A 26,724-nucleotide genomic window follows, 5' to 3' on the forward strand; every position below is an offset into this window, starting at 1 on the left:
CACCGTTTGCGGTGTAGCTGTTTAGCGTCTTCACCACCGCGGTCTTTCAACGTCGTTGACCTGAGCCGCGGTGTAACGCGGCGCCGAATGTAATGCAACAAGTTTCAGCTGCCAGGCGATGGGGAGCTAACGCGCGTGAAGGAACGTCGATGAGCAGCGAGCGACCGGTTAGACGATACAACACAATTCTTGGACTAGTGATCGCGTTGCTTTGCGCCTCTGCTGTGGCGGTCGCGCAAGAGGTTACGCCGACGGCGGACGATGTGGCAGCGGAGGTGACCAAGCAGCCGATCGATGATAAAGCGGGCCCCGCCACGGTCGCTGACAAGGTGCAGGTCGACCCGATCAATAGCGACGAGAGGATCGAAAATCGCTTGCAGGAGATCTTGGAAGCGACTGGATGGTTTACTGACAGTGAGGTGCGAGTCGATCGCGGCGTCGCGTTTCTCTCTGGGGTTGCAGATACGGAAAAACATCAGCAATGGGCTGAAGCGACCGCGATGAAGACATCGGATGTCGTGGCAGTCGTCAATCGGATGCGGGTCGCCGATCGTCCGTTCTGGAACTTCGCTCCAGCGCTGCAATCGATGAAAGATCTGGCGCTCGAGGCGACCAGCCTGTTGCCGCTGGTTCTAGTCGCGGCGATCGTCGTGATCGTGGGCTATTATCTCGCAAGGCTCACCGCGTTGGTGACCCGCAAACTGACCGGCCGCAGCATCGACAGCCAGTTGCTCCAACAAGTTGCTGGCAACGTGGTGGGCGTCTTGATTTTCATCGTCGCGTTTTACATCGCGCTGCGGGTCTCCGGACTCACACGTCTTGCCGTCACGCTGTTGGGCGGTACCGGTTTGGTCGGGCTGGCGATTGGGTTTGCGTTCCGCGATATCGCGGAGAATTATCTCGCCAGCATCCTGATCTCGCTGAATCATCCGTTCCGCGTGGGCGACTTGATCGAAGTCGGCGACGTGGGTGGTAAAGGGGCGATGGGCTATGTTCGCCGCGTGACGATGCGAGGCACGATCCTAAGCACGCTGGAAGGGAATCAAATTCAGTTGCCCAACAGCACCGTCTACAAAGGGATGGTGACGAACTACACCGCGACGCCACTGAGTCGGCTCGATTTCTCCGTCGGCGTGGGGTTTGAGGATTCGATCGGCGAAGCGCAAGATCTGATCATGCGAGTGTTAACGCAACACGAAGCTGTCGTGAGTGAACCGCCACCGATGGTCCTTGTCGAATCGCTCGGGTCGGCGACCGTCAACTTGAAGGTCTTCTATTGGTTTGACTTGACGAAGAACTCGGGGCTTAAGGTCGGCAGTTCGATCATCCGCCAAGTCAAACAGTCGCTGACCGCAGCAGGGATCACGATGCCCGATGAGGCGCGCGAGCTGGTCTTTCCCCACGGCGTGCCGGTTCAGATTAGCGAATTGCCCATCGCTGGTGTCGCGAAGCCACCGATGGTTCCGCCGCCGAAGCCGAAGCCGCAGACCAGCGAAGCGGCGATCAACCATAGCGAGGACGATCTGAAAACGGAACGGACCGACGTGTTGAAGGCGACCGACGGAGACGAGACGATCGAAGGCGAAACCAATTTGATCGGGTAGTTCCGCGTCAACCGCCAGCCTCGCGTCTGACGGCTAGGTAAGTTTCGCGGCGCGCAACCGCAATGCGTTGGCGATCACCGAGACGCTGCTCAGACTCATCGCTGCCGCCGCGATCATCGGGCTCAACAACATCCCGAAGACCGGATACAGCAAGCCTGCTGCGACCGGAATCCCCAACGCGTTGTAGATGAAGGCGAAGAACAGGTTCTGGCGAATATTGCTCATCGTCTTGCGACTCAGCGACCCCGCCGACGCCACGCCGCGTAGATCGCCGCCGACCAACGTCACGCCTGCGGATTCGATCGCCACGCCGGTACCGGTTCCCATCGCGATCCCGACGTTCGCCTCGGCAAGTGCCGGCGCGTCGTTGATCCCATCGCCACACATCGCCACGATCTTTCCATCGCGTTTGAGTTGTCGGATGAATTCGTGTTTGTCGGCCGGCGAAACACCCGCGTGAAATTCGTCGATTCCCAGCTTCTTTGCGACCGCTTCGGCTGTCGCTTCCGCATCGCCCGTCAACATCACGACCTTCAAGCCCAGTTCGTGCAACGTCTGCAGCGCCGCGGGAGTGCTCTCCTTGATCGGATCGGCGATTGCTAACGTTGCGGCCAGCTTGCCGTCGATCGCGACGAAGACGACCGTCGCTCCTTCGGCTTGGTGTGAACGCGCGTTCTCCCGTGCCAAGTCGATGTCTGCGATTCCCTGTTCGGACAACAGGTCGGCTTTGCCAATCAACACTTTCGATTGGTCAACGCGTCCTGAAACGCCTCCACCTGTGATGCTATCGAACTCCGTCGCTTCGGGCACCTGCAACCCATCGGCCTTCGCCCGCCGAAGAACAGCTTGGGCCAACGGGTGTTCGCTTTGAGCTTCCACGGCGGCGGCAAGTGTCAGCACCTCGGAGGTGTTCCAATCGCCATAGGTTTCGATGTGTGTGACTTCCGGGCGCCCCTGAGTCAGCGTGCCGGTCTTGTCGACAACGATCGTGTCGACCTTTTCCATCACTTCCAACACCTCCGCGTTTTTGATTAGCACACCGTCCTTCGCACCGCGTCCGACGCCGACCATTACCGACATCGGTGTCGCCAGTCCCAACGCACAGGGACAGGCGATGATCAGGACCGCAACCGCTGCGACAAAGGCATGCGCCAACCGTGGTTCAGGGCCCCAGACAGCCCAACCGACAAAGGCGACGATCGCCGATGCGATCACTGCCGGGACGAAATAGCGGGCGACGACATCGACCAGCTGTTGGATCGGCGCACGGCTGCGTTGGGCGTCGGCTACCATTTGAACAATACGATTGAGAACCGTGTCGCCGCCAACGCCGACAGCTTCCATCACTAGTGCGCCGGTCTGGTTCAACGTACCGCCAGTGATCTCGTCCCCTTCGGTCTTCGAAACGGGAACCGGCTCGCCTGTTAACATCGATTCGTCGACTCGGCTCGCCCCGCTGACAACGCGGCCGTCGACCGGCACCTTCTCACCTGGTCGCACCCGCAATCGATCGCCTTTACGAACGGCATCCAGCGCCACTTCCTCATCGCCACCCTCGCTGATCCGCGTCGCCGTTTCGGGAGCCAATTCCATCAGCTCTCGAATCGCACTGCCGGTCTGGCGACGGGCGCGCAGTTCAAGAACCTGGCCGAGCAAAACCAAGGTGATGATCACCGCAGCCGCTTCGAAATAGAGAGGTGGTACGCCGTTTTCATAGAACGCCTTGGGGATCACGCCTGGCAACAAGACGACCACAAGACTAAAGAAGTAGGCGGCCAAGCTGCCGACGGCGATCAACGCGAACATGTTCAGGTTGAGAGTGCGAAACGACTTCGCCCCACGGACCAACAGTGGCCAACCGCACCACCAAACGACCGGCGTTGCCAATGCGAACTGCACCCAACCAAACGTTGTTTGGTTCATCCAACTGCTGACATCGATGCCGATCATCGGTCCCATCGCAACGATCAGCAGTGGCAACGACAGCGCGACGCCGATCCAGAATCGACGACGCATGTCAGCGTATTGTGCTTCTTCTGCCCGGTTCTCCCGCTCGACGACTTTCGGTTCCAGATCCATTCCACAGATCGGGCAATCGCCCGGCCCCACCTGTTCGATTTCCGGATGCATCGGGCAGGTGTAGATCGCATCGGGGTCTGACACGGTATCGGCCGACTTGGTCGATGATCCACCATTCCCACCGCAACAGGAATGGGGACCAGCGGCGCCGATGACGCTTAGTCCTTGTGCTTTTTGCTTCTGCGCCGCGAGGACTCCTGCCGGATCGTTGTCAAACTTGTGTTGGCAACCCTCGCTGCAGAAGAAGTATTCCTCGCCGTTGTATTGACTGTGCCGCGAGTCGCCGGTCTCGACGGTCATACCGCAGACGGGGTCGATGGCGGTGCTGCTTTTCGTTGTCATCGTTTCATCCTTCGCTGTCGCACTGGCATCTGTGCATTATACCGCTACGTGGTATGCAACTTGCATTCCGGGTTGCCAGCGACGATGGGCGTCGCTACACAACTTTTCCAAAGGAGCGACCCAAATGAGTGCGGCAACCGCCAGCAAACAGGAATGCATCAAGAACTGCCAAGAATGCCAAACGACCTGCGCCGATCAATTGAGCAGTCACTGCCTCGTTGAGGGGGGGGGGGAACATGTGCAGCAAGAGCACGTCCAGCGGATGCTCGATTGTATCGCTGCGTGCAAAGCTTGCATCGACTTCATGAGCCGCAACAGTGAATACCACGCGTTGTACTGCAAGGCGTGTGCTGAAGTATGCAAGGCCTGCGCCGACAGCTGTGAACAGGTTACCGAGCTAGAGGCGTGCGTCGCTTGTTGCCGCAAGTGTGAAAAGAGTTGTTCCGCGATGGCTGCGTAGCGATAGCGTCGTTGCCACCAGTTCCGCATCGGTCTTCCTGCTACAGTTTCGGTCACAAGACCTGGATCATCTGTTTTCCCCGAAGGTCCACAGTCAGGCAATTCCGAAATTTCGGGACTGGCGAGCTTCCAATCCAACGGCGATCGACCATGGCCCCGACCGAATTGGAAGGGCGTCAATCGCCTATCCAAACCCAACGTTTGCAAACGGGCTTGGACCGCAATACGCATTGCGGCGGCAACGACAGGTGAGACGTTAACGCCCTTTTTCAAGAATGCCCGCGGCTATTCCCCGCCCGGTATTTCGACATCGTGCGTCGAAGCTTCGGCTGGCAGGTCGATATCAAATTCGTAGTTCGCCAACGGTGCAGCCTGTTCCGCCTCATCGGCGGTTAGCCCCGCTTGTGTAGCGATCACTAAAACGCGATGCGGCCCACCAACGACGCCCAAACCATTGGCCCCCGTATCGTATCTCCCATCGACGATGTTGGCGGTCCCCTGTGGTCCGGAGTTTCCTTTAGAGATATCCGGAGTAAAAATAATCGAACCCGCCGGTGCGGGTTCCCCCTGGACCGTAACCGCTCCCGAAACGCGATATCGTTGGATTCCACCCTGGTCACAACCGACGAAGAACGCCGTGACGAGAACCAAGCCGGGGCAAACCAAATTTTTGGGAATTGAGAAATACATCGAGCATGAGTCCGTGTAGCGAGGGTTGGAAGTGAATGGTGAAGTCGAACTAGAATCCAATCGTTTGAGCTTCGCCTCCGTCTCGGCTCGCAGTCGCTAGATACAGTTCCATATCGATGGTTTCCGCCGTGAATTTGACACTTCCATCGACGATCGCCATCAAAGCGCCACCTGGATGTTGGCTACTGAAACTCATGCTGTTGAATTCACCCGAGATGAACCCCAAGACATTGATGCCAAACTTCACGTTCTTGCTCATTCCGCACGAGTGATCTGCGCAGCCACGTGACCATGCTCTCGGTGCAACCGCCCCCGCGGGTATCTTCATCGCCGACAGCTCGCCGACCATGATCGTGTTGGAGGTACCATCGGTCACCGCCGCGAAACGAACGCACTTTTGCGCCCCGAGCACCCCTTGCGCGGAGACTTGATTGCTCGACTTGCAAGACGGGGCAGGCGTGCTGCCGTCAGCATCGCACTGCAATTGATATCCTGCGCCGATCGGTCCCATGTTGCCAACGTAATGCCCGGCAAACATCTGCCCTATGACTTGAGTTCCGGAGGCGTCGAGTATCGTCTCGCTGACATGATCCGAACGTTCATTGGCGGAACTAGGACATTGGTAGACACTCGGTACCGATGTCACCACTTGGCGATTCGGCTTACCACGCCATCCCTGGATCGTGTTAAATCGATCATACAAGTTCCCTTCTTCGGCAAACGAGAGGATCGAAACCAAATAACTATGGCTGACGGCACCAAAGGCGGTGTACTCATTGGTACTGGAACTATTCGCATGACGGTGGCTGAATCCGCCAGGCGGCAGCGTGCGATAGGTGTCGTGATAGTTGTGTAAAGCCAGCCCAATATTCTTCAAATTGTTCTGACAGGACATGCGCCGCGCTGCTTCCCGTGCCGCTTGAACCGCTGGCAGCAGCAGGCCAACCAGGATGCCAATGATCGCGATCACGACCAACAATTCGACCAACGTAAAACCGCCCGATCGGCGGTCCCGCAAAGTGGAAACATTGCTACACATTTGAAACCCTTCAAAATACGGTCAGAACAAAACAGAACAGAATCGATGGATTGGTTGCATGAAACTTCAAGTTGCAAATGCTTCGTGAATCACTTCGCCGCCGAGGACGGTCGGAATTTCTTCGCGATTGTTGTGCCGATAGATCAGTTTGTGTTGGTCCAGCCCCAGGCCGTGAAGCATGGTGGCGTGCAGATCGTGTGGGGAGAGCGGGCGCTCGATCGGGACATATCCCAATTCGTCGGTCGCACCGATCACTTGCCCGCCTTTGATTCCGCCACCGGCCATCCACATCGTGTATCCAGCGGGCGAATGATCTCGGCCGCGACTGTCACCGGTTCGGTTTCCTTCGGTGGTCGGCGTTCGCCCAAACTCGCCGCCCCAAACAACCAACGTTTGATCCAACAGATCGCGTTGCTTTAGATCTTGCAGCAGACCGGCAACGGGCATGTCGGTCGCCCGGCAGCGATTGATATGGTTCCCTTTTAATGCTCCGTGCGCGTCCCAACCGCCGTTGCGAAGCTGGATAAAGCGGACACCTTGTTCCACTAATCGGCGGGCCAACAGACAATGACTGCCGAACTGCTTGCTCGCTTTCTGATCGATTCCATACATCCGCTGTGTTGCTTCGGTTTCGCCCGACAGGTCGAGAATTTCCGGTGCGTTCAACTGCATCCGAAAGCCCAATTCGTACGATTCGATCCGGGCCTCGAGTTCGGTGTTGAGATCCTGCCGGCGAAGATGCTGTTGATTCATGCTGCGGATGAAATCGAGCTGATCCCGACGATCGTCAACGGAGTAGAGGTCGGGGAGTTCGGAATAGGGTACGCCCCGTTGGTTGTCGATCTGCGTCCCCTGAAACCGAGCGGGCAGGAAACCGCTTCCCCAGCCTGGCCGCTGGGGTGCGGGGCCCGACGAATTGGATGACAACACAATAAATCCGGGCAGGTCGCGGGCTTCGCTGCCCAACCCGTAAGTCACCCATCCACCTAGACTCGGGCGTTCACCGAGTGAAGATCCTGTCAAGGTGAAGTTTTCTCCAGGACCATGAACGGGAATGCGGTGGTTCAACGAACGGATCACGCACAGATCGTCGACATGCTGGGCGGTGTGTGGCAGTAGTTCGGAGACCTCGATCCCCGATTCCCCATACTTCTTGAACCCAAACGGCGAAGCCATCAATTTTGAACCGACACCCGCCCGCGGAATGTTTGGGACCGTCGCGGCGATGCTGTCGGGAACGTACTCACCATCCATCTTCGACAACAGCGGCTTAGGATCAAAGGTATCCATGTGCCCCGGTCCGCCCGACATGAACAGGAAGATCACGCTTTTGACAGTGGGTGGGAAATGAGGTTGCTGCGAAAAAGATGAGCCGGTACCGCTCGCCGATACTTCGTCGCCTAACATGGCGTTCAAAGCGAGCGATCCTAGACCGATGCCCGCAGTTTCGAAGAACTCTCGTCGCGCTAGATTCATAGGATTCACGGTCGTCCGGTGGGTTGAAGGGCTAGGTTGGAGTCAGTCGAATTTCGATTAGGGGATGTAAACGAATTCGTTTAGGTTCAACATGGAATGGCATAGACGAATCAGTTCCGGAGAGATCTTGTCGGCCGTAGAATCCCCATCGTTGTCCGACTCGCTTCGCTTCAACAACGTCTTGGCAAGGCGAACTTCTTCGACCAAAGGAGCTCGGCCGAGCGTATGTTGGAAGACCGCGCGGATTTGCGTTTCGGTGTCGTCTCCCGCCTCCGCTTTCACGATCCGCGCTAACTGTTCGGCACGTTTAACGACAAATGGACTGTTCAACAGATACAGCGGTTGCAACGCGACGGTCGACACCTCGCGCCGCGAACAACTGCGAACACCATCGGGGGCGTCGAACATCGTCATCACGTCGGGCAATTGGCTGCGCCGCTGCGACAGATAGATCGTTCGCCGCAATGCCTTTTCATCACGCTCCGGTGCGACGCTCGGGCCGCCAACCAACCGATTGATTTCGCCGGTAGCGACCAAGATTGAATCGCGAATCACCTCCGCTTCCATCCGCCGTTGCGGCCAACGCCACAAGGTCTTGTTATCCAAATCGAGTTCGAGATTTGCCGCTACCAAAACGCTCGACTGTCGATACGTTGCTGAAGTTACGATCAGGCGATGGATGTGTTTGGTACTCCAATCGTTGTCGATCAACTCCGATGCCAACCAATCCAACAGCAACGGGTGCGTCGGGGGCGCGCCGTGGGTGCCGAAATCGCTAGGCGTCTCAACGAGGCCGCGGCCAAAATGCGATTGCCACAAACGATTTACCCAAACGCGAGCAACCAGTGGATTCTTGGGACTCCCCAGCCAATCCGCTAGGGCTTGGCGAGGCGTTGGAGATAGCTGCGACGGCGTCTCGCCAAGCACTGCCGGCCAAGCAGGTTCGACACGCAAGCCGGGACTGTGGGCATCGCCACGAATCAACACATGTGTCGCCTTCTCGGAAAGGAAGTCGGGCGAATAGGGCAATGGCGATCGATTCACCACGGGCAAACGCTCGACATCTTTGTCGCCTGTCAACGGAGAATAGAAGCCCCAGGTGTGCGCGGGGTAGTCGCTGGGGGCGACCTTGCGTTTCTTGGCCTCCGATAGATAGAAGCGATACGAATCGTCGGTGAACCAGTTTCGAATCTCCTCCGCTGGCAAATCCGCCGTATTGCGCAGTTGGTAATTCCCCAGTTGTCCGTTGGCGAAAAACGCCATCAACGCGTAGTAGTCGCGTTGCATCAACGGTTCGAACTTATGGTTGTGGCATTGAGCACACTCCATCGTCAGCCCCAACAGCGCGCTAGTCGTGTTGTCGACGATGTCCATCATCACGTCGGTCCGTTGTTGCAGTTTGTCCAACTGGTTGCCACTGATGCGAGCAGCCCCCAGGAACCCGGTCGCGATCATCGCGTCGTCCGAATACGGCTGCAATTCGTCACCAGCAATCTGTTCGCGGAGAAACTGGGCGTACGATTTGTCTTGATTAAATGCGTTGATTACATAGTCGCGGTATCGCCATGCAAACGGACGTGGGATGTCGTGCTGGTATCCTTGGCTTTCGCCCCAACGAGCGAGGTCGAGCCAGTATCGGGCCATCCGTTCCCCATAGTGCGGCGACAACAACAGCTTGTCGACCAACTTTTCGTACGCATCGGCGGATCTGTCGTTGACAAACGCGTCGGCTTGAGCGACCGTCGAGGGCAAGCCCAACAGGTCCAAATACAGCCGACGAACCAGCGTCCGGCGATCCGCCGGGGCGGTGGGCGTGACGCCGATCGCTTTCTGACGGGCAGCGATAAAGGCGTCGATTGGATGACCCGAATTCACTGCGTCGGCATCGGACTTCGCAGCGGGTGTGGGAACATCTGGGCGAGTGATCTGGGAAAACGCCCAGTGATCCGATTCAACCTTTGGCGTCGGAAGCAGTTCGTCGTCCCATTTCAGCCCCTGATCGATCCACGCTCGGATTTTCGCGACTTCGATTTCTGAAAGCGGTTCCTCCTCGGGCGGCATCCGCTGCGAGTCGGATTTGGTCGTCAGCACTTCCACCAGATGACTTTTGCGGCTCTGACCTGGAACTGCAAAGACATGCCCGGTACTAAAGCCGAGCAGTTCGTTTCGGACGTCCAAACGATAGCCCGAATCGGGATAGTCGCCGGAGTGGCAATCGAAGCAACGATCGCGCAAGATCGGGTAGATATCGTGTGTGAAATCGATCGGCTGATCCCACGTAACGGCAGGACGCGACGCAGCGATACGTTCCGATTCCGCCCCTTCTGACTCACTCAAAAAGGTATACGCATCCTGCCAAGAACGGGATAAGACCAAATCACCGACACGAATTCGATCCTGGCGTTCGGTCTTGCCACCGGTCGCGAACCCCACCCAACGAATTTGATGGATTCCATCCTGGTCGTTCAACGAAAGGATCGGTTGATCGGCCTCATCGGCTTGCGGGTCGACCCACAATTGAATCTGGCTGTAACCGTTGCGTGTGCCGGGTGTCTGTTTGGCGAGCCTTGCGATCACATGATACGTCTTCCCCGGCTCCATCTCCGTCCGGCTCCACGCGGTTTGTTGTGCTCCAAACCGCACCATAAACACATTCTTCCCGCGACTCGGCCCTCGATCCGCCATGTGGATCCCAATGTTCGGCACGCCGACGCTATGGACCGCCTGGTCACTCCCTTGCGTGCGATCCAACCAGAGCACAAAGAACTCGGGATCGATTCCCTGTTCGATCTTCGACGGTTCATAAAGGAACCGAAACCCAACAAACAGATCATCCTCCGCGTAGTTTCGTCTCAGCTCGCGACGCAGTGGATTGTTTCGCTGATTGGTCCCTGAGATCACGACTGGAGGCACGAAACCCTCGGCCGAAGAAGGCTCCGCGTTGTCGTCAAATCTTGCGGGACGAATTTGCGACAACTGCCAGGGCTTCGCAAAACCGACCTGCATGTCGTCGGCAGACTGCTTACCAAAGTCGTGTTCCGGCACGAAGCGATCGGCAGCCAACCGATCTTCCGCTACCGATGGGTTCGAGACTCCAGCAACCATCCCAAAAAGGATGACGCGGATCAGCGGCAATAGTGTTCGAGGGATGCAGTTCATAAATCGGAGGCGGGAGTGTAGAGGAAGGAAGTGCATTATCGAGATTCTTCGGCGGGTTCTGATCGCGTTGGCGTGTTCACCGTTTCGGTGGGAAACACCTCTGCGAGCGTTTCCCCGCAGACCAATCGATCCAGCAAAAATTTGTCTTGAAGCTCAGTATCCAGCCCCATGCGAATTCCAAGATACGGAATCGACCTCAATCGATTCCCTTCGTCGAACCGCGCCGATGCGTCGGGCGCGCCAAGCTTTGGCGAAGCGGGATTGACCCACAATCGAATGGAACTGAAATGGCCTTGGGCGTCCTTCTGCAGGTGTCCGACCATAAAGAACGTCGCGTCATTTTGCGGCTGGCTGTAGTAACCGGCGTGGCGCGCGGTGATCCGCCCAAAATACTCGCCAAACCGGATGCCAACGTTGGGCCGTCCACCGTGGCTCACCGAATTGCCGACGGTGTCGTCGAACCACAATGAAAAGAAGTCGTCATCGTCCAACCCATCGTAGCGTCCCAAGAAACTGAAATAGAAGTCTTCGGTCAGTGGTTCTGCCAATTCGGTTTGCAGACGATTTGCGATGGATGGAAAGGCACTATCGCGTCCATCGATTTCGATCGCGTACGCCCCGCCGTCCACCGATTGCCAGCGTAGTGGTTCATCCATATAGACAACGCGAGCGAATCGTGCATCGAGAATCCAGCGGTGTGTCGAATGTTGCCCTTCCGCTGGCGCTGGTTCAGGAAAGAAGTCCTCCCCCAACAGCGTCCCTGCAGGAATCGAACTATCGCTTCGAATGGCCCCCGCAGGCGGCGACACCGCTGACGCGATCGCAAGCATTTCGGAACGTTGCCGAGGCGGGTATTCACCGCTTCGGGCAGCCAACAATTGTTCAAGCGAAGGAACCGACACCGGTTTCATCGAATCGACCCCAGCCACCTTGATCTCCGGCTGGACCGACGAACTTTGTGAGAAGCGAGACTTCGCGTAAGCCTCTAAACGCAACGGCTTGTCGCCTCGTGCCGGGGTGCGGGAATGGACCTCAACCTCCCCCTCATAGACTTGAATATCGGCGTGCCCCGATTCGTCGACCGCCGCTGCAAACTTTGTCCCCAGATCGATGATCCGCATATTGGGTGTTAAGACGGTAAACCCTTTGGCGCCTTCGGGAACAACGGCAGCAAGTTTGCCTCGTTGCAAACAGGCTTCCCATTCCGAGCGCAGTTCCAGTCGGGCTGGGCCTTCCACCACAACTCCAGCACCACAATTAAAGATCAATCGCACCAATCCAGCATCGATGTCGACGAAATCCCCCGCTCTTAATGACTCACCATATTCGATTGGTTCTTGGGCCCAGACCGCATCTTCACTGTCCAACAGGACGGCGACGACGGCAGTCGGTTGTGTTGGAACCAACGATGGCGTCTGCGTGCCACTCCCCTTTCCCTCGATGACAATTCGTTCGGTTTGCATCCTTGGATAGAAGACCGCGCCGAGCAACAGGATCGAAGCGGCCAATGCACAAAGGATTCGCCAACCTCCAACAAAAGCCAGGGCACGCGTTGACGTTACCACCGCAGGGACCGGACTGGTTTGCTCGAGCGTGATCTGCCAATCGGGATCCGCTGGCGAGACCTCCGCCTGATAATTCGCCTGCAGCAACGTGTCGAACCAGATCTGTTGGGCATAGACCTTACATCGCTGCGGATTGCCCAGCATCAGTTCGTCCAGTTCCTTGCTTTCCCGATCCGAAAGCGGCTCCGCTAACAGTTTGGCAAGCAATGTTTCGAAACGGTTCGTTTCGGCTGTCATGACGCCACCTCAGCATCCAACTTCCGCTCGACACAACTTCTCAACTGGATGCGAATTCGGAACAACTCCATCGCCAACGATTCAGCCGTTCGGCCTTGCACTTCCGCCAACTGCTTGACGGACACCTGCTTTTGATAACGCGATTGCAGCAAACGACGTCGGGTTTCGTTTAGTTGCTGGACACACGAACGCAACAGGGCCAGCTTCTCGTTGGTCTCTTCGGCTTGTTGAGCCGAGATTGCGGCGATTTCCGCAACCAACGGCTCGCTGAGCGACTGATGGCACTGGCGTCCATGCTTCTTCCAGTATGCCAAGGTTTGAAGATGGGCGATCTTGCACGCCCAAGACATAAATGTGCGGGTGGGATCGTAATCCCCACGTTTCCGCCACAGCACCATATTTGTTTCCTGCAGCACGTCATCCAAATCGGCATCGCATCGCAGCAGCGTCCTTAGAAACGCCCGCAGAGGTACTTGGCTACTAGCGACCAACGCGACAAATCGTTCATCACGCGAGGCTTCCTGTTCGTCGCAAGGAGATGTCACGTCCAAATTCATTCCCTTCTCCGCCTGCGATCATCATCGATCAAATGGAAAATTTGTTGTTCTGAAGACTTATCCGAAGACCTCTCAAGATAACGACAATATTTAGACTTTTTGAAATTACGATGTATTTCGTGAGTCTGTACCGTCGGCGTCCTGACCGCGCAGCCGATCAAATTGCGTTGTCGCGTTGTTGTTTTTTTGCTGCAATTGATTCGCGTTAGCGCTTGTGTGGAAGGCGGTTTTCGCGATTTATAGTACAACTGCCCTGTCCCAGTACGCAGCAACCAGTGAACAGGATGAACCGGACAGATGATCACGAAACGAGGTTGTCGGGAAATCAATCAATGCTCCATCGTCAAAAAGCCATTCTCCAACTATTGCAATCCGTTGGCCGACTGGTTTCCCCGGCGGAATTGACCGCATGGGCCTGCCTGCTGCGCCACGAATTTCCGTCGTCCGGCGGCAGCGCGTTCTATGACTTTGTCCCTTACACAAACGGGGCAGCTTCATTTGCGTTGGATCAGGAACTGGGCAAGCTGACCGACCAGGGCTTTCTGGTTCGAGACGAGGAGGCAAGTTTCACAGTCGCCGCCGGCGCAGAATTCCAGTCGCCGGACGATTTGGTTCAGAAAGATCTCTCGCGCCTGGTGGAACGCTTTGGTGACGGGGACACCGAAAAGCTTCTCGATTACGTCGACAATGCGTTCCCCGCTTATACGGTCAACAGCAAGCGGCGTCAGCTTGCTCAACGACCGACTGCGGATCCTGCGGTCTACACGGCGGGTTATGAAGGGCTCTCGATCGATGCGTTTTTGAACCACCTAGTGGAAAATGGAATCCGTCGCGTGATCGATGTTCGTAACAATCCCAATGCCCGGCGTTACGGCTTTCATCGCAGCACGCTGCAGCGGTTGACCGGGCGACTGGAGATCGAATACCTCCACCTTCCCGAACTCGGAATCAAAGCCGATCAGCGGCAACATCTCGACACGATCGACGACCGCAAGGCATTGTTCGACCGCTACGAAACGAGCACGCTCGAAGAGAATACAGCGGCGATCGATCGTGTTGCTGAACTGATGCTGCAACTGCCGTCGGTACTCATCTGCTTAGAAGCCGATCCGGTCTGCTGCCACCGCTCGCGGATCGCCAAACGGGTTGCAGAGCGAACGTCGCTGCCGATTCAGAATCTGTGATTGCATCCGGGCCGCAAAAATTAAAAACGTCGTCGAGTCACTTTAGGAAGTCGTATTCGGGCGAGACACATTTGCCGGCCGATGATTCGAAGACACGCTTCAGCGATTCGCGACTCTCGGGGTAACGTCCCTTGTCGTCGGTTGCCTCTTCCCAATCGGCAAGATGTCGACGATGACTTTCCAGGACCGCTCTAAATTCGGGATTCTCCGCCAGGTTATTGATCTGGTGAGGATCGTTCACGAGATCGTAAAGCTCTTCCGCCGGGCGGTGTTCTGCGTCGAAATACGAAGCCTGGATCGGACTCAGTTTTCCCAAACGCAACAGTTTCTGCAGCGTCATAAACGTTGCGTACTTGTCGCGGTATTGTGGCTGGAACAAGGCTCTATCCAGTTCGTAGTTTCGGATATAGCGAAACCGCTGTGAACGAACCGTTCGAATCCGATCGATAGCGTTCCCCATCCGGTCTCTCGCCGAGATCACGTATTGCTGGGGAGCGTAGTCTTCGGCGAACAGATCGACTCCCTCCATGAACTCGGGGACCGCGATTCCCGCTAGACCAAGAGTACTGGCGGTGATATCGATGCCGCTGACAAGATCCGCTCGCACGTTACCTCGCCGAGTGATTACGTCGTTGCCTGTGGGCCAATGAACGATCAGGGGCACCTTCAGCCCATCCTCGTATAGAAACTGCTTCGCTCTGGGAAGCGGACTGCCATGATCGGTAAAGAAGAAGACCGCAGTATTGTCCCACAGGTCGTACGCCTTTAACGCCTCCAAAATGGCACCGACCTGCGCGTCGGTTTCGGCGATCTGTTCGTAATGCCTTGCGATCGCGTCGCGGAAGACGGGATGGTCGGGATATTGTGGCGGCACCGAAACCCTATCGGTATCGAAGCGGCTTTCGGTCGGAAACTTCGCTCCCGTCTCGCCACCGAACTTGCCCCCGTTCAGTTGAATCTGGCCGAAGAACCGTCGTCCTTTCAGCGGTTTAAGCCACGATGCGTCGCGACCCAACATGTGCGAGTTCACCTGTTTCCGCGACGGACGTTGGAACTCCGGCGAATACATTGTCTCGCGATCTCGCACGAAATTGTAATCGTCTTTCGCCTCGTTAAACGTCAAATACCCGGCCTGGCGAAACAACTCGGGGATCGTCGTCAGGTCATCGGGCAACGGCTTCTTGATCATCGTTCGATGTTGATGCAAGCCGTGCGTCGTCTGCATCGTGCCGGTGATCAAAGCCGACCGCGTCGTCGAACAGACGGGAGCTGGCATGTAGGCGTGCTGAAACAGAACGCCCCCTTCGGCAAGCCGATTGATGTTGGGAGTCGCCGCGATTGGATCGCCATAACATCCCATCCAATCGCTCATGTCATCGACATAGATCCACAGTATGTTTGAACGTTCCGCACGCGCGTCGCCGTGACAGAAGCCGGTCAACGCCGCGGCGCAAAACGCGACCAACATAATTTGACATGTGCTTGATGGCGAAGAGTTCATCGAATGGCAGCTTTTGATTGTGATGAGAACTTGTTGTTGCGCGGCGCGACGGATTCGAACGAAGTGCGAGTTTCGATTCCAAAGCGATTTGGTTCGCTTGAGAGACCGTTACAATCACAGCCGAGCTGGATTGACGGGGACGGTTGGTGTTTTGCCCGAGGCTTTAGAACGCAGCAGCGGACGCAGTCGATCGATCACCGCCGTTGTGGCCGCGTCGGGATCGACCGCGAGATTGTGGAACTCGTTCGGATCGGATTGGTGATCGTACAGCTCGACGCCATGTTTTCCCTCACCCCACTCGGTGAAGCGGTATCGGTGGGTACGAATGCTGCAGCCCATCACCGGTTCGGACAACCGAGCGTCCGCGGGACGGAGCACTTGCGTGACGGCGAAGCCATCCCAGTCAGCCTGCCGATTATCGATCAATGGCCGTAAACTGCGCCCCGCCAGACCGGGCGGTGACGGGATCGCTGCCAGATCGGTCAGCGTCGGGTAGATGTCGACAAACTCAACGATTTGCCGGCAGTCACCTCGCGACTTCTGTCCCGGCACGCGGACGATCAACGGCGCGCGAGCTCCTTGCTCGAATAGGGTTCGCTTTTGCCAGACGCCATCGTGTTCGCCCAGATGATATCCGTGATCGCTCCAGAAGACGACGATCGTCTCTTCGGATAAACCAAGCTCTTCCACTGCGTCCAACAACCGGCCGACTTGGGCGTCGACAAACGACACGCAAGCGTAGTAGGCCTGCGTTGCTTGCAGTAACGTTTTGTGATCGAGCCCGTAATTGGGAACGGGACAATTGTGAGCGAATGCGGCGGTTGGGATGTCGTCGCGATCGCCGGGGGGAGCGTATGGCAACCGCAGCGAATCGAGGGGATACATTTCAAAGTACTTCTTCGGCGCGACGTACGGCGTGTGCGGGCGGAAGAAGCCGACGCCCAGAAAGAACGGCTGGTCCTTCTTCTCTCGCATGATCTTGATCGCTTCGCTGGCGATCATCCCGTCGGTCTGCTCTTCGTCGCGTCCGTCTGCGGCCAGCCAGCTGAGCGCGCCGCTGATCTGCCGATGCGGTTCGGCATTAAAGACGAGTGCTTCGTCGGCCTTATCGCGTCCCTTGGGATTGACAGTTCGATTCCAAGAGGGCGGATCGTCAAAGCCATCGGTTCCGATCGACGCGGGAACGTTGTAGTGATAAATCTTACCGACACGTGCCGCGAAGTAGCCTGCGGCTTGGAACGCCTGAGGCAGCGTGATGACATCGGGCAGCTGGTCGCGAAAATGGCGATCGAGGTCGTAGACTTTGATCTGATCGGGCCGCAGTCCGGTCATCACCGAAGCACGCGTCGGGTTGCACAGCGGCAACTGATTGTAAGCTCGCTGAAAACATGTCCCTTCCGCTGCCAGCCGATCGATGTTGGGCGTCTTGGCGACCAGATCGCCGTAGCAACCCAGCGTGCAAGCCAAGTCATCGACTGCGATGAACAACACATTTGGCCGGTCGCGACCCTGCGTGTCTGTCGCCCGAACCTGCCATGTGCAAACCGCAGTCGACAGAACAGCGAGGCACATTCGTAAAACAATCGATTGGTTGCCCATCCAAGCCTCTTCTACAGATCTTTAGGTTTCGTCACGCGCGCGTTTTCCCAATGCTGCAGCATTATAGCGGCAACTCGGTTGAAATCGGCGTAGTGGGACTTCCGTAGAGTACGACGCAAAAAACGTGGACTCAGGGCTTCGATCCTCCCTCAAACGAAAATTGAGGGAGGATCGAACCAGCGAAGCGTGGTTCGAGGATGGGAGTCCGAAGTAAATCGCAGGCTATCGATACAGCGGCGGGCCCTCCCCGAAACGCTTGCTAGACGCTCGTGTTTCGCCCCTCCCTGGCTTCGCCGGGCGGGTGAAGTGCTTCGTCCGCCGACTACGAGTCTTTTGTCGGTGGCAGCACTTGTTTGGTACAATCGCCTGAGCGCCATGCGATCAGCTCTTCATTGGCGTAGCAATTGCAATCTTCAATCGTTTTTCCATCGCAAATCTCATCGAGCGCGTGGGTGAAACCACCAAGGTATCCACGCCGGTACGACGTTTCGCTCAACTCGTAGGCGTCCGGATCAATACAGAGGAGACCAACACCGGACTGCGTAGTTCCATCGCGGTCATCGAATTTGATGCTTTTCACCAACTTCAGTGCCAGTTGATGGGTTTTCAATCTATTGCGTTCCCCCCCAAATTCATTGACGATTGCATCCAGCGCATCTTGCGAGTTTCTGATCCAGCCTGGAATCGACGCCAGCCGTTCCAATTCTTCGGTTTCTTTGATGTCCACTATTCGACCTCCGTATTTGGCGTTGCGTATATCGAATCTCTAGACGTAGTTTTGACTCGACATGATCATAGGCGTATTTCTGCCCGGATTGCGGTGACAAAAAGATAGTTTTTTATCGGATGCTGATTGGGAAATAGGCGGCGCACCATCGCGTGCACAGGGAGTCTGGCTTGCGCGGTTCACCAATGGATACTCAATTTGCCCGCCCGATACTGGCTCACGGGAACAATAGTCAATATCGACCCTCCGGCAAACGAAGTTTGCAGGGGAGGGGCGAACCAGCGAAGCGAGGTTCGGGGAGGTGAGTTACTCGCATCGATTGCCCGTTGATGGACAGTTATCGCGCTGGGGTGCCCAAATACGCACAGTGGGATCGGGCTCTAGAACGCGCCGTCGCAGGCCTTGTTGATCGCGGCTCGCAGTTCGGTGATGCAGGTCGGCTTGAGCAAGAAATCGGCGATGAACGCGCAGTCTTCGTCGTCGGGGCGTTCGTAAGAAGAGACGACAATCACGGGGATCGCGCTTGCTTTGGCGAGCACTTTGGCAGCTTCAATTCCCGACATCTCAGGCATCCGAACGTCGGTGATCACGAGATCCGGCCGCTCCGCCGCGCACAACGCGATCAAATCGCGGCCGTTCTCCGCTTCGCCGACCACTTCGCAGCCCAGCTTGCACAGCAACCGGCGAAATCCCTGACGAATATCGGCTTCGTCGTCGGCGATCACAATTCTCAGGCTGCGTTTCATGTTCAGGGTTCATTGGGGGAGAGTCATCAGGAATTCGGCACCGTCGGGGTGATCGCTGATTTCGATCGTCCCTCGATGCGCGGTGATAAACCTCTCTGCAATCGCCATGCCTAAACCCGTTCCCTTCGCCTTGGTCGTGTAAAAGGCTTCGAAAACACGAGACCGCAGCTCTTCCGGCAGCCCAGGTCCATTGTCGCGGACCGAAACGCAAAGCATCCGTTGTTCGCCGTCGTTGCGATTGCTGCAGGCGACGGTGATACGGACAGGATCGGCGCAGGCGGCTAACGAGTTTTCGAACAGATTGCGGAACACCTGTTCGATTCGGAAGACGTCCAATTCGCAGACGAGATCGACGTCATCGATCGCTTCGATCAACTGAACGTCCCGTCCTTGATGCAGGACGTGCAGGTTCGTCCACGCCTGCCGCCAGACCTCCGCGAGATTGGCCGTTGAGCTATCCAACTGAATCGGTCCGGCAAAACTGCGAAGTTCATCGTGCATATGTTGCAAATCGCTTTTCGCCCGGCGGATCCGGTTCAGATCTTCGCGAGCTTCCGAATCGGGTTCGATGTCGTACTCCAGGACATCGATGCCAACTTGAATCCGTTGCAACGCGTTGCGACTCTCATGAGCGATCGCCGAAACCATCTTCCCCATCGCAGCCAAGCGTTCCGCCTGGACCAGTTTATCGCGGCTCTCCGCCAGACAGGCTTCGGCCCGTTTGCGGTCGGTGATGTCGCGAATCAAGGCGAGGAATCCCAACGGATGGTCCCGTTCGTCGCGGATCACTTTCCCGACCATCTCGCCGACAAAGGTCGCGCCCGATTTTCGTCGCCATTGGACCTCGGTAGCTTCGAATTTTTCATCGGCCGCGATATGAAAACGTTCCTCGGCCATCCGTTCGAAGTCGGATCGATCGGCGTATAGTATCGAAGTCGATTTGCCCAACACTTCATCCGCATCGTACTGGAACATACGGCACGCCCCGCGGCTGAAGTGGGTGATGTTTCGGTCCAACCCGGTCATCAAGAGAGCGTCGGGGATTCCGTTGACGATCGTCTTCAGCACCGCCCGCTCGCGTTCAACTTCGCTCTGATATCGAACCCGCTCGATCGCCAACGCCGCCAGGCTGGCGATGCTGGAGACAAACTCCAGTTCGCTCGCGCAAGGCGACCTTGGAACAGAGTAATACATTGCAAATGTCCCCAGGACTTCGCCGGTCGATGCGATGATCGGTTCGGACCAACAGGCACGCAACGAGGCTTGTTCCGGGATATCGCGAAATCCATGCCACAACGGATCGGTCGCGATATCTTCTACGACGACCCGTTTGCCGGTGAAGGCTGCGGTTCCGCAAGATCCACAGCGGGGACCAGGGATTCTGCGGTCGACCGAGGTGCGATAGAAATCGGGCAAACGCCGGGACGCTGCCAACCGCAACGTCCCCGATTCCGCTTCCATCAACATGACCGAACCGATCATGTCGGGACGCGATTCCTCGGCGACTTCAACAAGCGTGTGCAGCACTTCGTCCAGCGATGCCCCTTGGGCCAAACGCTTCAACACCCGCGTTTGCCCACGTAAATCGCTTTCCAATAGATCTCGTTCGTTCATCATCGTCCATTCCCAAATTACTATGCCGTCGGCCGGTCTATTCTAGGGGCTCCGGCGGATCTTCGTAGCACCGGCCGCCCTGTTCGACATCGCGTTGTGACTTACAATGACGGCCATGGCAAAAACTGCGTTGGACATATTGTTCGTCGACGACGATTCCGATTTCGCGGCGGGTTGTATTCGCTGGTTCCAGAAGAACGGGCACCGCGTCACGCACACGACTCGCGGACAGGATGGCGTCGCCCAGTGCGAGAAGCTTGATTTCGACATCGCCGTCCTCGATTGGAATTTGCCCGGTCTCAGCGGGCTGGAACTGGTGCAGCGGATCCGCGACGCCGCCGCCGAAACGGAGATCATTATCCTGACAGGCGAAGGGACGATCGAGAACGCTGTCGAATCGATGCGTCGCGGCGTCTTCGACTTTCTCTCCAAACCGTTCCCGATGGCGGAACTGGAACGTCGTTGTCTGGGAGCATTGGAACGTCGGAAGTTGCGGAAGGAAAATACGCAGCTGCGCGAAGTCATCGACCGCACGAAGCGTCCGGCAACGACGATGATCGGCCAGTCCGAACCGATACAAAAAGTCTTCAGATTGATCGACCGTATCGCTCCGACTGACAAGCCGGTGCTGATCGAAGGCGAAAGCGGGACCGGCAAGGAACTAGTCGCCCAAGCGATCCATCAGGGCAGCCCCCGCGGCAACCGCCCGATGGTCACAGTGAACTGTGCCGCGTTGCCGGAACAGTTGGTAGAGAGCGAGTTGTTCGGTCATGAACAGGGTTCGTTCACCGGCGCGACTGCGGCAAAGCCGGGCCTGTTCGAAGTCGCCGACGGGAGCACGTTGTTTATCGACGAGGTTGGCGAGTTGCCGTTGGCATTGCAGCCGAAGTTGCTGCGGGTGCTGGAAGATGGGTCGATGCGGCGGATCGGTTCGGAGAAGGAACGCCGGGTCGATGTCCGGATCGTTGCGGCGACTAATCGCAGCCTGAAGGAAGAGGTGGCCGAAGGACGTTTTCGCGAAGACCTCTATTACCGAATCAATCTGCTGACAGTCCACCTTCCGCCGCTGCGCGATCGCGGTGATGACGTCAGCGTTTTGATCGATCACCTTTTGGGAAACGGCCCCGAATTGGAAGCCGAAGCGCGGACGGCGCTGCTGGCATACGACTGGCCCGGCAACATCCGGCAATTGGTCAACACCATCGAACGGGCGAAGATCCTCGCCGACGATCTGATCACTATCGAAGACCTGCCCGACGAATTCCAATCGCTCGGTTCGGTTGGTTCGGCGGAAACGCCCGCCAACGAAGGCTCGCTGATGACGCTGCAGCGGGAACATATCGCGGAGGTGCTCGCTCGAGAAAATGGCAACAAATCGGCAGCCGCCCGGATCCTGGGTGTCGAACGCCGCAAGCTCTACCGGATGATGAAGCAACACGGAATCGAGGTTTAGCCACGGCAACGTCCTACGCAGGCAGGTCGACTGTAAAAACTGTCCACGCAGTGACAGCAAGTCGAAACGAGTGCGCACATGTGGGCACATCGTGGGACGACTTGCGATTGGGTGGATTCATTCACCGAGCGATTTCGCTGAAATATTGCTTTCTGCTGACAACGACCATAAACGGCACGCATCTTGCGATGCACGCAACATTAGGGTTCAGACGGCGGATCGTCTCAACCCTTTCCTTGTTCTATGAAAACAGACCGGACGCAAAAGATGCTTCAGACAGAATCGACCAACGGAAACGCCGCCGGATACGACATCGTTCACTTTGCCAAGAATCGCTATTCCGCCAAAGCTTACGATCCCAGCCGCAAGATCTCCGATCAGGATGTGGAGAAGATCAAGGAGCTGCTCCGCTACAGTGCGTCGAGCGTCAATTCTCAACCGTGGCATTTCATCCTCACGTCGTCCGACGAAGCGAAAGAGAAGATCGCCAAATCGACCGACAGAATCTATCCGTTCAACAGCAACTCGATTCGCAAAGCATCGCACGTTGTCGTCTTCTGCAGCAAGTTGGACATCGAAGAAGATTACCTGCAACGGGTGTTGCAGCAGGAGGAGAAGGACGGTCGCTTCGCTGCCGATCCGGCGATGAAGGATCGAATGCACGCCGGCCGCAACATGTTTATCAACATCCACAAACAGGACATGAAAGACGTTCAACATTGGATGGACAAACAGGTCTATCTCAACATCGGTTCCTTCCTTCTTGGCGTTGCGGCGATAGGGATCGATGCGACGCCGATGGAAGGCATCGAAGTCAAGGTGCTGGACGACGAGTTTGGACTGCGCGAACGTGGCTACAGCAGTCTGGTTGTCGTGACGCTCGGTTATCACGATCCCGAAGCCGACTACAACGCCAAACTGACGAAGTCCCGACTGCCGTATTCGGAAATCCTTACCGAAGTCTGAACCGTTGGGAGTGAATCCCCGAGACGAACCCTATCCAAACCAAAGCGAACCAAAATGAAACTGTTTGAGAAGTACTCCTTAAAAGATGTCACGATGCGGAATCGCATTGTGGTCTCGCCGATGTGTCAATATTCGTCGGTCGACGGGGCTCCCAACGATTGGCATCTTGTCCATTTGGGATCGCGGGCCGTTGGCGGTGCGGGAATGGTGATCGTCGAAGCTGCGGCGGTCTCGCCCGAGGGGCGTATCAGCCCAGGAGACGCCGGCATTTACAGCGACGATCAAGTCGAACCGTATGCGAAGATCAACCGGTTCATGAAACAACAGGGCGCGGTTCCGGGGATTCAGATCGCACACGCCGGTCGCAAGGCGAGTGCCAGCCGACCGTGGGAAGGCGACGAACACATCGGCCCGGACCAAGGAGGCTGGGATACGATCGCTCCTTCGGCTGAAGCGTTTGGCGGCAGCCTGCCCAAGGTTCCCAAAGCGATGAGCCTCGATGACATCGCACGCGTCAAAATGAACTTTGTCCAGGCCGCGGTTCGCGCCCTCGAAGCCGGCTTCGAATGCCTACAAGTTCACTTTGCACACGGCTACCTTGCTCACGAGTTCTACTCGCCGCTATCGAACAAGCGGACCGACCAGTACGGCGGCAGTTTTGAGAATCGGATCCGCTTTATGCTGGAAACCTTTGAAGCGGTTCGCGAAGTCTGGCCCGAGCGGCTGCCATTGATGGTGAGGCTGTCGGTCACCGATTGGATCGACGGCGGCGTCACCGTTGAGGAATCGATCGAATTGACGCGGCAGTTGAAAGCGAGCGGATTGGATCTATTGGACGTCAGCCACGGCTTTGTCACTCCCGACATTTCGAAGATCCCTTGGGGCCCCGGAATGATGTTGCCGATCGCCGGTCGTATCCGTGAAGAGGTCGGCATCCCTACGACGGCAAGCTGGTTGATCACCGAACCGGAACAGGCCGCAGCGGCCGTCGACGATGGTCAAGTGGATGTCGTCTCGTTGGCTCGTGAGATGCTCCGCGATCCCTATTGGCCTTTCCACGCTGCGAAGCAACTGGGCCTCGCCGACGCTGAACAGATTCTGCCGATTCAATACGCTCGCGCGGCGAGATGACTTGCGACGCACGGCTACAAAAATCGAGAGACCACATTCCGGTGGACCTAATCCGCTTATCGACGACCAGTCAGATGGGGCTATAGGCGGCAGACTCATACTACCGACCAGCCTCACATCATGGGCTCCGAGCCCGCATCCTCTAGGGAACGAACAATGAAAGCGATCGGATACAAAACTGCCGGCCCCATTACCGCCCCAGACGCACTGATCGAATTTGAAGCCGCATCGCCAGAATTGCAGCCTCACGATCTATTGGTCGAGGTTCGCGGTATCTCGGTTAATCCAGTCGACGTAAAAGTGCGTGCCAGTCAAACACCGGACAGCGGCACCAAGATCATCGGCTACGACGCGGCTGGCGTTGTCCGCCAGATCGGTAGCGAGGTCAGTCGTTTCAAGGTGGGTGACGAAGTCTTTTACGCCGGCGACATCACGCGTCCGGGGACCAATGCGGAGTTCCATGCCGTCGATGCACGAATCGTTGGCATCAAGCCATCGTCGCTTGGTTTCGCCGAAGCCTCCGGTTTTCCGCTGACATCGATCACCGCTTGGGAACTACTGTTCGATTCGTTGGCCGTAGAAGAAGGTGCAGGTGAAGGCGAGAGTCTTTTGGTGATCGGCGGCGCTGGCGGCGTCGGGTCGATTCTGATCCAACTTGCAAAGAAGCTTACCGGGTTAACGGTCATCGCCACTGCGTCGCGTCCGGAAACGATTCAATGGGTTGAGAAAATGGGAGCGGATCATGTGATCAACCATCGCGAATCGCTCGGCGAGCAATTGAAGACGCTCTCGCTGCAACCCCGTTATGTCGCTTCGCTGACCGGCACCGACGGACACTTTCCCGCAATCATCGAACTGATTCAGCCTCGCGGTCATGTCGCGTTCATCGACGATCCACAGACGCTCGACATAAACGCGGGCAAACCGAAGGCGTTGAACTTCAGTTGGGAGTTCATGTTCGCCCGATCGATGTTTCAAACCGACGACATGGAAGTCCAACATCAGCTACTAAATCGCGTCTCGCAGATGATCGACGACGGAACGTTGATTTCTACCGTCAACAACAACTTGGGCAAGATCAGCGTTGAAACACTGAAACAAGCCCACGCGGACCAAGAGAGCGGCCGAGCGATCGGCAAAAACGTACTCGATGGGTTCCAATAGTCGCTATCGTCTTCTCAACAAACAGATCGACGCTTCACTGTGTCGTCGATCCAACCACCTAAAAACCTCAACCCACTCGGAACTCTTAAACATGGCAAACCTCACTATCGTCGCACACATCCACGCCAAAGCCGACCAGATTGATTTCGTGAAGTCGGAACTAGAAAAGATGGTCGCTCCCACACGTGCGGAAAAAGGCTGTGTGCAATACGACTTGCACCTAGACAACGATCACCCGACGCATTTCATGTTCTTCGAAAACTGGGAATCCCGCGAACTGTGGCAGGATCACAGCAATAGCCAGCATGTGCAGGCCTATCGCGCCGCATCCGAAGGGGCTGTGGAATCGTTCACGCTGCATGAAATGACGCAGATCGCATAGCCCGCGTTCAAGCAACGCCCCGCTTTTCACCTCGTCACCTCGGAGAAATCCCATGCCATTTAACGCCCTGATGGTCGAGAATACCGACGATTCGAACGTCTCGGTCGCCATGCAGTCTTTGACCATCGATCAATTGCCCGCGGGGAATGTGACCGTGGCCATCCAGTACACAACGGTCAATTACAAGGACGGGTTGTGCATGCAGCCCAACAATGGATTCGTCCGCAATTACCCGCTTATTCCCGGCATCGACTTCGCGGGTACGGTGGAATCTTCCGACGACTCGCGTTACAACGCCGGCGATAAAGTGGTTCTGACCGGCTGGCGTGTCGGTGAATCGCACTGGGGTGGATATTCGCAGAAAGCACGCGTCAACGCCGACTGGTTGGTCCCGTTGCCCGACGGACTGACGACACGACAAGCGATGGCGATCGGAACCGCCGGCTTTGCGGCGATCCTGGCGGTGCTGACGTTGGAGGATCATGGACTGACGCCCGACCAAGGCGAAGTCCTCGTGACCGGGGCTGCGGGTGGAGTTGGTTCGATCGCGACAGCCGTTCTCGGCAAGCTGGGCTATCAAGTTGCGGCAGTCACCGGGCGGCCCGAGACCGCCGACTACCTGAAGTCTCTTGGGGCGGCACGGATCATTCCTCGCGGCGAAATCGACACGGTCTCGAAAAAGCCGTTGGAGTCCGAAACGTGGGCCGGTTGCGTCGACGCGGTCGGTGGCGAGATGTTGGCTCGCGTTTTGGGACAGCTGAAATACGGTGCGTCGGTCGCTGCGGTGGGCCTTGCCGGTGGAGCCGCGATGCCAGCCTCGGTGATTCCGTTTCTATTGCGCGGCGTCAACCTGTTAGGCATCGACAGCGTGATGCAGCCTTATGAAAAGCGGTTGATCGGCTGGCAACGTCTGGCGACCGACCTGCCGCTGGACAAGCTGGACGCCATGATCCAACCCGCGAAATTGGCCGATGTCCCGCAACTGGCGTCCGATATTCTCAAAGGCCAGGTCAAGGGACGTGTTGTCGTCGACGTAAACGCATGATCGCA

The 26,724-nt window shown here is 56.9% G+C and carries 21 protein-coding genes; 9 read left to right on the forward strand and 12 right to left on the reverse strand.

Features of this window, described 5'->3' with window-relative positions; genetic code table 11:
* Positions 1 to 149 precede the first annotated feature (149 nt).
* Positions 150 to 1,604 (forward strand): mechanosensitive ion channel domain-containing protein, encoded by a 1,455-nt coding sequence (locus tag EC9_RS12685; RefSeq protein WP_145345696.1) that lies wholly within the window; start codon positions 150 to 152, stop codon positions 1,602 to 1,604.
* 33 nt (positions 1,605 to 1,637) lie between these two features.
* Here EC9_RS12685 and EC9_RS12690 read toward each other — a convergent pair whose 3' ends face one another.
* Positions 1,638 to 4,025, reverse strand: a complete 2,388-nt coding sequence (locus EC9_RS12690; RefSeq protein WP_145345698.1) for a heavy metal translocating P-type ATPase — start codon at positions 4,023 to 4,025, stop codon at positions 1,638 to 1,640.
* Positions 4,026 to 4,149: 124 nt separating this feature from the next.
* Between EC9_RS12690 and EC9_RS12695 the strand changes: the two genes are divergently transcribed.
* A complete protein-coding gene (locus tag EC9_RS12695) occupies positions 4,150 to 4,485 on the forward strand; it encodes a four-helix bundle copper-binding protein (protein ID WP_145345700.1) in 336 nt (111 codons plus the stop codon).
* Between the two features lie 284 nt (positions 4,486 to 4,769).
* Here EC9_RS12695 and EC9_RS12700 read toward each other — a convergent pair whose 3' ends face one another.
* The 6 genes from EC9_RS12700 to EC9_RS12725 all read right to left on the reverse strand — a co-directional run bounded on the left by EC9_RS12700 (position 4,770) and on the right by EC9_RS12725 (position 13,195).
* Complete coding sequence (locus tag EC9_RS12700; RefSeq protein ID WP_145345702.1) at positions 4,770 to 5,174, reverse strand: hypothetical protein; 405 nt, start codon at positions 5,172 to 5,174, stop codon at positions 4,770 to 4,772.
* Positions 5,175 to 5,223: 49 nt separating this feature from the next.
* Positions 5,224 to 6,213 carry a DUF1559 domain-containing protein gene (locus EC9_RS12705; RefSeq protein ID WP_145345704.1) on the reverse strand — a complete coding sequence of 330 codons (990 nt, stop codon included), beginning with the start codon at positions 6,211 to 6,213 and terminating at the stop codon, positions 5,224 to 5,226.
* 66 nt (positions 6,214 to 6,279) lie between these two features.
* A complete protein-coding gene (locus EC9_RS12710; RefSeq protein WP_145345706.1) occupies positions 6,280 to 7,689 on the reverse strand; it encodes a DUF1501 domain-containing protein in 1,410 nt (469 codons plus the stop codon).
* A 57-nt stretch (positions 7,690 to 7,746) separates the two neighbouring features.
* Positions 7,747 to 10,848 carry a PSD1 and planctomycete cytochrome C domain-containing protein gene (locus tag EC9_RS12715; RefSeq protein WP_145345708.1) on the reverse strand — a complete coding sequence of 1,034 codons (3,102 nt, stop codon included), beginning with the start codon at positions 10,846 to 10,848 and terminating at the stop codon, positions 7,747 to 7,749.
* A 35-nt stretch (positions 10,849 to 10,883) separates the two neighbouring features.
* Positions 10,884 to 12,650 (reverse strand): FecR domain-containing protein, encoded by a 1,767-nt coding sequence (locus EC9_RS12720; RefSeq protein WP_145345710.1) that lies wholly within the window; start codon positions 12,648 to 12,650, stop codon positions 10,884 to 10,886.
* Positions 12,647 to 13,195: a sigma-70 family RNA polymerase sigma factor gene (locus EC9_RS12725; protein ID WP_246106101.1), complete on the reverse strand. Its 549-nt coding sequence runs from the start codon at positions 13,193 to 13,195 to the stop codon at positions 12,647 to 12,649. The genes EC9_RS12720 and EC9_RS12725 overlap by 4 nt, the downstream gene beginning before the upstream one ends.
* A gap of 344 nt (positions 13,196 to 13,539) precedes the next feature.
* Between EC9_RS12725 and EC9_RS12730 the strand changes: the two genes are divergently transcribed.
* Entirely contained in the window at positions 13,540 to 14,391 is an 852-nt protein-coding gene (locus EC9_RS12730) for a DUF488 domain-containing protein (RefSeq protein WP_218934774.1), read from the forward strand.
* Positions 14,392 to 14,428: 37 nt separating this feature from the next.
* On the opposite strand, the gene EC9_RS12735 is transcribed toward EC9_RS12730, so the two are convergent.
* The 5 genes from EC9_RS12735 to EC9_RS12755 form a co-directional block, all read right to left on the reverse strand.
* Positions 14,429 to 15,892 carry a sulfatase family protein gene (locus tag EC9_RS12735; protein ID WP_145345716.1) on the reverse strand — a complete coding sequence of 488 codons (1,464 nt, stop codon included), beginning with the start codon at positions 15,890 to 15,892 and terminating at the stop codon, positions 14,429 to 14,431.
* Between the two features lie 114 nt (positions 15,893 to 16,006).
* Positions 16,007 to 17,464 (reverse strand): sulfatase, encoded by a 1,458-nt coding sequence (locus tag EC9_RS12740; RefSeq protein WP_145345719.1) that lies wholly within the window; start codon positions 17,462 to 17,464, stop codon positions 16,007 to 16,009.
* A 349-nt stretch (positions 17,465 to 17,813) separates the two neighbouring features.
* Positions 17,814 to 18,218, reverse strand: coding sequence for a hypothetical protein (locus EC9_RS12745; RefSeq protein WP_145345721.1), 405 nt, complete (start codon positions 18,216 to 18,218; stop codon positions 17,814 to 17,816).
* A gap of 380 nt (positions 18,219 to 18,598) precedes the next feature.
* Positions 18,599 to 18,964, reverse strand: a complete 366-nt coding sequence (locus EC9_RS12750; protein ID WP_145345723.1) for a response regulator — start codon at positions 18,962 to 18,964, stop codon at positions 18,599 to 18,601.
* A gap of 9 nt (positions 18,965 to 18,973) precedes the next feature.
* The gene (locus EC9_RS12755; protein ID WP_145345725.1) at positions 18,974 to 20,581 is read right to left on the reverse strand and encodes a GAF domain-containing protein; all 1,608 of its coding nucleotides are present in this window, start codon (positions 20,579 to 20,581) and stop codon (positions 18,974 to 18,976) included.
* Between the two features lie 112 nt (positions 20,582 to 20,693).
* Here EC9_RS12755 and EC9_RS12760 point away from each other — a divergent pair, with 112 nt between their 5' ends.
* The 6 genes from EC9_RS12760 (at position 20,694) to EC9_RS12785 (ending at position 26,719) form a co-directional block, all read left to right on the forward strand.
* Positions 20,694 to 22,031 carry a sigma-54-dependent transcriptional regulator gene (locus EC9_RS12760; protein WP_145345727.1) on the forward strand — a complete coding sequence of 446 codons (1,338 nt, stop codon included), beginning with the start codon at positions 20,694 to 20,696 and terminating at the stop codon, positions 22,029 to 22,031.
* 267 nt (positions 22,032 to 22,298) lie between these two features.
* Complete coding sequence (gene nfsB, locus EC9_RS12765; RefSeq protein ID WP_145345729.1) at positions 22,299 to 22,997, forward strand: oxygen-insensitive NAD(P)H nitroreductase; 699 nt, start codon at positions 22,299 to 22,301, stop codon at positions 22,995 to 22,997.
* 54 nt (positions 22,998 to 23,051) lie between these two features.
* A complete protein-coding gene (locus EC9_RS12770) occupies positions 23,052 to 24,128 on the forward strand; it encodes an NADH:flavin oxidoreductase/NADH oxidase (protein WP_145345731.1) in 1,077 nt (358 codons plus the stop codon).
* A gap of 156 nt (positions 24,129 to 24,284) precedes the next feature.
* Positions 24,285 to 25,292, forward strand: coding sequence for a zinc-binding alcohol dehydrogenase family protein (locus EC9_RS12775; RefSeq protein ID WP_145345733.1), 1,008 nt, complete (start codon positions 24,285 to 24,287; stop codon positions 25,290 to 25,292).
* A 91-nt stretch (positions 25,293 to 25,383) separates the two neighbouring features.
* A complete protein-coding gene (locus EC9_RS12780; RefSeq protein ID WP_145345736.1) occupies positions 25,384 to 25,674 on the forward strand; it encodes a putative quinol monooxygenase in 291 nt (96 codons plus the stop codon).
* A 52-nt stretch (positions 25,675 to 25,726) separates the two neighbouring features.
* Positions 25,727 to 26,719 carry an oxidoreductase gene (locus EC9_RS12785; RefSeq protein ID WP_145345738.1) on the forward strand — a complete coding sequence of 331 codons (993 nt, stop codon included), beginning with the start codon at positions 25,727 to 25,729 and terminating at the stop codon, positions 26,717 to 26,719.
* Positions 26,720 to 26,724 lie beyond the last annotated feature (5 nt).

The organism is Rosistilla ulvae, assembly GCF_007741475.1.
GTDB classification, from domain to species: Bacteria; Planctomycetota; Planctomycetia; order Pirellulales; family Pirellulaceae; genus Rosistilla; species Rosistilla ulvae.